The sequence below is a fragment of the Longimicrobium sp. genome (assembly GCA_036389795.1).
Lineage (GTDB): Bacteria > Gemmatimonadota > Gemmatimonadetes > Longimicrobiales > Longimicrobiaceae > Longimicrobium.
The window spans coordinates 34,409-41,483 of sequence record DASVWD010000060.1 but is presented as its reverse complement, the minus strand read 5'-3'; the positions used below and the strand labels follow the sequence as shown (position 1 = coordinate 41,483).

General features: G+C 70.8%; 6 protein-coding genes. 5 read left to right on the top strand and 1 reads right to left on the bottom strand.

Translation table 11 applies throughout. The features are described from left to right. The first annotated feature begins 16 nt into the window (after window positions 1-16). The gene (locus tag VF746_07655; GenBank protein HEX8692277.1) at window positions 17-730 is read left to right on the top strand and encodes a DNA alkylation repair protein; all 714 of its coding nucleotides are present in this window, start codon (window positions 17-19) and stop codon (window positions 728-730) included. Window positions 731-1,590: 860 nt separating this feature from the next. On the opposite strand, the gene VF746_07650 is transcribed toward VF746_07655, so the two are convergent. Then, a complete protein-coding gene (locus tag VF746_07650) occupies window positions 1,591-2,196 on the bottom strand; it encodes a hypothetical protein (GenBank protein ID HEX8692276.1) in 606 nt (201 codons plus the stop codon). 200 nt (window positions 2,197-2,396) lie between these two features. Here VF746_07650 and VF746_07645 point away from each other — a divergent pair, with 200 nt between their 5' ends. The 4 genes from VF746_07645 (at window position 2,397) to VF746_07630 (ending at window position 7,011) form a co-directional block, all read left to right on the top strand. Beyond that, the gene (locus VF746_07645) at window positions 2,397-4,745 is read left to right on the top strand and encodes a bifunctional salicylyl-CoA 5-hydroxylase/oxidoreductase (GenBank protein ID HEX8692275.1); all 2,349 of its coding nucleotides are present in this window, start codon (window positions 2,397-2,399) and stop codon (window positions 4,743-4,745) included. A gap of 191 nt (window positions 4,746-4,936) precedes the next feature. Further along, window positions 4,937-5,722 (top strand): SDR family NAD(P)-dependent oxidoreductase, encoded by a 786-nt coding sequence (locus tag VF746_07640; GenBank protein ID HEX8692274.1) that lies wholly within the window; start codon window positions 4,937-4,939, stop codon window positions 5,720-5,722. 114 nt (window positions 5,723-5,836) lie between these two features. Beyond that, a complete protein-coding gene (locus VF746_07635) occupies window positions 5,837-6,430 on the top strand; it encodes a hypothetical protein (GenBank protein HEX8692273.1) in 594 nt (197 codons plus the stop codon). Beyond that, a complete protein-coding gene (locus VF746_07630) occupies window positions 6,430-7,011 on the top strand; it encodes an RES family NAD+ phosphorylase (GenBank protein HEX8692272.1) in 582 nt (193 codons plus the stop codon). The genes VF746_07635 and VF746_07630 overlap by 1 nt, the downstream gene beginning before the upstream one ends. Window positions 7,012-7,075: the final 64 nt, after the last annotated feature.

The window sequence follows — 7,075 nt, the reverse complement described above, 5'->3', positions numbered from 1 at the left end:
AAGGAGAAGATTTCGCTTGCCCCAATCCACCGCCACGCAGATCATCGCACGCCTGACGGAGCTCGGCGACCCCGGGCACGCGCGCTTCGTCCAGGGCTACTTCCGCACGGGCCCAGGCGAGTACGGGGAAGGCGACCGGTTCCTCGGCATCCGCATCCCCCAGCTCCGGGAGCTCGCGCGCGAGCTCCGCGGACTGCCGCTGGCGGACGCGGCGGAGCTGCTGCGCTCGCCGTGGCACGAGGCGCGGCTCCTGGCGCTGCTGGTCCTGGCCGACGGCTACGGCCGCGCGGACGAGGCCGGGCGCGAGGCGATCTACCGGCTCTACCTGGACAGCACGCGGCTCATCAACAACTGGGACCTGGTCGATTCGTCCGCGCCGCAGGTGGTCGGGGCGCACCTGGAGAAGCGCGACCGCGGGATCCTCGACACGCTCGCCCGGTCGGAGTCGCTGTGGGAGCGGCGGATCGCCATCCTCGCGACGCAGCACTTCATCCGGAAGAATGACTTCGCGACCACGCTGCGCATCGCGGAGATCCTGGTGCACGACCCCCACGACCTGATCCACAAGGCGGTCGGCTGGATGCTGCGCGAGGTGGGCAAGCGCGACCAGGCCGCCCTGGAGGAGTTCCTGCGCCGGCACTGCCGCACCATGCCGCGCACGATGCTGCGCTACGCCATCGAGCGCTTCCCGCCGGAGCTGCGCGAGCGGTACCTGCGGGGCGAGGTGTGAAATCCGGCGGCTGCACCGCCGGGAGGCCCCCTCCCCGCGCGGCCCTCGGCTGCTCGTTCCTCGCAGCCAGAGGGCGCGCTCCCTCCCCCGCTGCGCGGTGGAGGGGAAACACCTCGGCGCTGCGCGCGACGAAATCAGGTGCGTAGAGAACGGGACTGCGGTTGCGCCCGTGTCCGTCCGTGTGGACGACTCGTAATGATCGAGCCTACCAAGCGGGATCGCAGCTGACAGGAAGTGGGGGGTCCGGTGGCAAAGCGCCGCCCGCAATGGGGAGCGGGGGATCCTGCGACGCGACGCCGCCCGAAACGACGATCGGGGGATCCGGATTGTTGGACATAACGGGCCTCCTTGAAAAGAGGGTGGGAGCCACGCGCGGGAACGCGAGCGTCCAGCGCATTGGCGGGGGAAAGCGGGGCCGTCGCCGCTATTTTGAACGTAGCTGTCGCGATCTAATTACGCAATAATATAGAGACACGGTTATGTGTCACTTACTTCCGTTCTCCGGCCTCGGTCAACCGTTTCTGGTTCCACCGGTGCGCGCGCGCATCGGGTGATTCCGCCATTTACCGCGCATTTTGCTTCACCCCGCACCGGCCATGGAATTTGTGAGGCTTCCGTAGTTCAGCGCGTGTCTTCAGACACCGCACACGCCTCGCATCCCGGTCACTCGCAACGCAACCCTCCCCTTTCCGCGCCCGTCCGCCTCCCGTACACTAAACCTTTTCCGATCCTGACGAGCGTTACGTTTCCCAGCAAATCCGAGCGACTGTGACGGCTGTCGAACGCAAGCCCCTGAAGGTGGTGATCGTCGGCGGGGGCCGGCGGGGCTCTACCTGGCGCTCCTGCTCAGGAGGCTGCCGCTACGAAGTCCCCCAGCGATCAGGATCGAGCCGGAGAATGGAGGGAAGCGGATCGGTCGCCGAGGTGCCCCATGAGCGTTCCACGATCTTGAGCGTGCTGATCGGGAGGCCGCGATCCATCCACTGCACGGCCGCATCGATGATCGCGGCCAGCATGATGAGCGGGTCGGCGCGCTGCTCTCCCGAGGCGAGCAGGGGCATCGCGATCGTCCTGACCGGCGGGTCGCCGAGCATGGCGAGGGCCATCATGCTCTGGAATACGTCTCCCACTTCCGCGGGGCGGCCGCGAAACAGCGGCTCGAAGCAGAGGATGCGTCGGAAGCCGAACCCCGGATACTCCCGCGTGAGGTCCCTCGAGATCCAGCACGACAGCTCGTCACGCAGGTCGAGCTCCTTCTCCAGCGCCAGCCGCGCGACGGAAAGTCCCTTCCGGTACAGCGCGCCGATCAGCGAGCGAGGGGTCGGCGCGTAGCTGTCGGGAAAGGCCGAGACGACGAGCAGGTCCACCTCTTCGCCCGCGGGGATGGCGGCCAGGTCCCCCTCGTACAGCTCGATGGACTTCGGTTCAGGTGGATCAGCTGATTCCAGCGTCGCGAGCAAGCGCATGGAAGTCTCTCCTGGCGTCGACGGATTTCGGGCAGTCCACGTTTTGTCGAAATCTGTCGGGTAACGGCCGCGTGCGCCAGAACGTTCCTTGTCCGCCTGAAATCTCCGCCTCTTTCCGCCTCTGCCCGCCCGCCGTACACTACCCTGCCGGACCCCGAAACCACCGTTCCACCGATCCCCTGAATGCTCGCAGGACACACGTGACGGCTGTCGAACGCAAGCCCCTGAAGGTGGTGATCGTCGGCGGGGGCCCGGCGGGGCTCTACCTGGCGCTCCTGCTCCGCAAGGCCGACCCCGCGCGGCAGGTCGTCGTGCTGGAGCGCAACCGGCCCGACGACACCTTCGGCTGGGGCGTGGTCTTCAGCGACCAGACGCTCGGCAACCTGCGCGAGGCCGACCCCGAGAGCTACGCGGCCATCGCCGACAACTTCGCGCACTGGGACGACATCGACATCCACTTCCGCGGCGCCGTGATCACCTCGGGCGGCCACGGCTTCAGCGGGATCGCCCGCGTCAGGCTCCTCCAGGTGCTCCAGGAGCGCGCCGCCGGGCTGGGCGCCGAGCTGCGCTTCCAGACCGACGTGGCCGACGACGCCGAGCTGGACGGGCTGGGGCTCGGCGACGCGGACCTGGTGGTCGCCGCCGACGGGGTGAACAGCCGGCTCCGGGCGAAGTACGCCGCCCAGTTCCGCCCCGACCTGGACGTGCGCACGGCGCGCTACGTGTGGCTCGGCACCGACCGCCTCTTCGACGCCTTCACCTTCCTCTTCGTCGAGAACCCGCACGGCGTCTTCCAGGCGCACGCCTACCGCTACGACGAGCGCAACTCGGCCTTCATCGTGGAGTGCGACGAGCAGTCGTGGAGGAACGCCGGCTTCGACCTGCTGGACGAGGCCGGCACCGTGGAGGCGTGCGAGGCGATGTTCGCGCCCTGGCTGGACGGGCACCGGCTGGTGAGCAACGCGCCGCACCTGCGCTCGCCCTGGATCAGCTTCACCCGCGTCAGCAACGAGCGCTGGTTCACGCTGGACGGCGGGGTCGCGCCCGTGGTCCTGATCGGCGACGCGGCGCACACGGCGCACTTCTCCATCGGCTCGGGGACCAAGCTGGCGATGGAGGACGCCATCGCGCTGGCCCGCATCCTGGGCGAGGAGACGGACCTGGCGGTCGTCCTGCCGCGCTACCAGGAGGAGCGGAGGACCGAGGCCGTGCGGCTGCAGAACGCGGCGCGCAACTCGATGGAGTGGTTCGAGAACGTGCGCCGCTACGTGCACCTCGATCCCCCGCAGTTCGCCTACTCGCTGCTCACCCGCAGCCAGCGCGTGAGCCATGAGAACCTGCGCCTGCGCGACCGGGCGTACCTGGAGGGCGTCGAGCGCTGGTTCGCCTCGCAGGCCGCCGGGCGCGAGGCGGCGGCCGCGGCGTCGGTGCCGCCGATGTTCACGCCCTTCACCGCGCGCGGGATGACGCTGCACAACCGCGTGGTGGTGGCGCCGATGGACATGTACTCGGCCACGGACGGCGTGCCGAACGACTTCCACCTGGTGCACCTGGGTGCGCGGGCGCTGGGCGGGGCGGCGCTGGTGATGACGGAGATGACCTGCGTCTCGCCCGAGGGCCGCATCACCCTGGGGTGCACGGGGATGTACACCGACGAGCACCTGCGGGCGTGGACGCGCATCGTCGACTTCATCCACGCCTGGACGCCGGCGAAGGTCTGCCTCCAGCTCGGCCACTCGGGGCGCAAGGGGGCCACCCGGCTGATGTGGGAGGGGATGGACGAGCCGCTGGAGGAGGGCGGCTGGGAGGTGACGGGCCCCTCCGACGTCCCCTGGGCGCCCGGCAACCCGGTGCCCCGGCCGATGACGCGTGCCGACATGGAGCGGGTGCGCGACGAGTTCGTGCTGTCCACCGTGATGGGGATGGAGGCCGGCTTCGACATGGTGGAGCTGCACTGCGCGCACGGCTACCTCCTCTCCAGCTTCATCACCCCCTTGAGCAACACGCGCACGGACGAGTACGGCGGCACGCTGGAGAACCGGCTGCGCTACCCGCTGGAGGTGTTCCGCGCCATGCGCGAGGTGTGGCCCGAGGAGCGGCCGATGTCGGTGCGCATCTCGGCCACCGACTGGTGCGAGGGCGGCCTCGACTGCACCGACGCGGTGGAGGTGGCGCGGGCGTTCCACGCGGCGGGCGCGGACCTGATCCACGTCTCGGCGGGGCAGACGTCGACCGGGGCGAAGCCGGTGTACGGGCGGATGTTCCAGACGCCGTTCAGCGACCGCATCCGCAACGAGGCGCGCGTGCCCACCATCGCGGTGGGCAACATCACCGAGCCCGACCAGGTGAACGGGATCATCGCCGCCGGCCGCGCCGACCTGTGCGCGCTGGCCCGCCCGCACCTCCACGACCCGCAGTGGACGCTGCGCGCCGCCGCCGAGCTCGATTACGCCGACCAGCCCTGGCCGGTGCAGTACCTGAGCGGCCGCTCCCAGCTCGAGCGGCAGATGCAGCGCAGGGCGCAGGAGCTGGCCGGGGGCGGGATCTAGGGTTCGGCGCCGGGGGAGATTCGTCGAAGGAGGCAGCCTCCGCGACGGGCGGCTGAAGCCGCGGCAACAACTGCAGGAAGCCTCGCCGGCCAGCTTCGGCGTGGAGGTGGGGTCCGTGCGGGCGAGGCTTGCGACAGGAGGCTCGGTGCGCGGAGGGCAGTCTTCCGCGGACGCGGGAGGGGGGAGGGCGTTTGGCGGATTCGAGATACCTGGCCGGAAAGCACGCCGTCGTCACCGGCGGGGGGCGGGGGATCGGCGCGGCGGTGGCGGAGGAGCTGGCGCGGCTCGGGGCCGGCCTGACGCTGCTCGGGCGCGACCTCGCCCGCCTGGAGGCGCACGCGGCCGCGCTGCGGGAGGCGTTCGGCGCGCGCGTGGCCGCGCTCGCGTGCGACGTGGCGGACGAGGCCTCGGTCGCGGAGGCGTTCGGGCGCGCGCGGGAGGCGCTCGGCGAGGTGCACGTCCTGGTCAACAACGCCGGGCAGGCGGAGGCCGCCGGGTTCGCGGAGATGCCGCGCGAGGTGTGGGACCGCATGCTGGCGGTGAACCTGACGGGCACCTATCTCTGTACCCGCGAGGTGATCCCGGCCATGGCGGAAGCGCGCTGGGGCCGCGTGGTGAACGTGGCCTCGACGGCGGGGCTGCGCGGCTACCCGAAGACCGCGGCGTACTGCGCGGCCAAGCACGGCGTCGTGGGCCTGACGCGCGCGCTGGCGCTGGAGACGGCGAAGCTGGGGATCACGGTGAACGCCGTCTGCCCCGCCTACACCGACACCGACATGGCCAAGGCCGCCGCCGGCAACCTGGTGCGCAGCCTGGGAAAGACCGAGGACGAGGCGCGGCAGATGCTCACCCGCGTGATCCCCCGCGGCTCGCTCATCCGCCCCGACGAGGTCGCCAGCGCCGTCGCCTGGCTCTGCTCCCCCGGCGCGTCCGGCGTGACGGGGCAGGCGCTCGCGGTGGCGGGGGGCGAGGTCTGATATGAGACTGCGACGAAAGCCTTCCGCCGAGATGTTGTCTCCGAATCTCGTGGAGTTTATCTTGCGGTTGTGTAAACGTGCCTATTGCACAACAAACGCAACCCGAGGTGCAGGATGAGTCCCACGCGGCAGGAGGATGCCGGTCCGGCTGCGGTTCGCGCGTCGCTGGGGAGGCGGATCGAGCGCTACGTGGCGCACGCGCTGGAGCGGATGAGCGAGGCGGACCTGCTGAAGGCGGTGGCCGCGCAGTCGCCCGCGGAGACGTTCGCGGAGATCGTGCTCGCCACCCCCGAGCCGCGCGAGCACGACTGGTCGGAGCTCCTGCTGCGGGGCGCCGCCGCGAAGAGCGAGATCATGGAAGCGGTGGGCGGGCTGCTCTCGTCGTCCGAGGCGGCGGCGCTGCTCAAGATCAGCGTGCCGGGCGTGAAGCAGCGCGTGCAGCGCCGGGCTCTGCTCGCCGCGCCGATGCCGGGCGGGCAGTGGGGATTCCCCGCCCGGCAGTTCGACCGCGACGGCCGCGTGCGCGAGGGAGTGCCGGCGGTCGCCGCGGCGGGCGCGGAGCTCGATCCCTGGGTGCTGCTGTCGATCCTGGCGGACGACGTGGAGGACGAGCGGGGCGGCATCCTGCTGGAGCGCCTGGACGACGCGGACGTGCGCGAGGACGTCCTCTCCCGGCTGGCGACGTACGGAGAGCACGTCGCCCCCTGATGGCGATCCGGCTCCCGAAAGACCCTCCGGTCGCCGAGGTGCCGCTCGACCAGGTGCTCTGGCGCGTCCACCTGCTCCGGTATGAGGCGATCTGGTTCGGCCCGGGCGAGGGCGCGCCGCCGAAGGGACGCTTCGACGCGCCGGGCGGCGAGTACGGCGTCTGCTACTTCGGCGAGTCGCTCGGGGTGGCGATCCTGGAGACGCTGGTTCGTGGCCGCAAGCGCCCGCTGATCTCCCGCGCCGACCTGGAGGTGCGGGGCGGGTCGGCGTTCGGCCTGGCGGCGCCGCTCAGGATGCTCCAGCTGGAGGGGCCCGGTCTGCCGAGCTTCGGAGTCGGCGCGCACGAGGTCATGGGCGACGACTACGCCTCGTGCCGGGACTTGGCCCGCCGCATCCACGCACGATTTTCCGAGCTGGACGGCGTCCAGTACCGCTCGCGCTGGGATTCCAGCAGCCTGTGCTGGGCGGTGTTTTCCCGCGCCGTGACCCGTATCGGAGGGCTCGTGCGCACGCACCGGCTGGACGACCCGGCGGTGGTCGTGCCCGCACTCCGCCGGTACAGGCATGTCGGCGTGATCTAGCCGGAAGGACAGGACCATCCCGGGCGGCGATCCGCCCTCGCGACACGCCCGATCCGCGCACAGA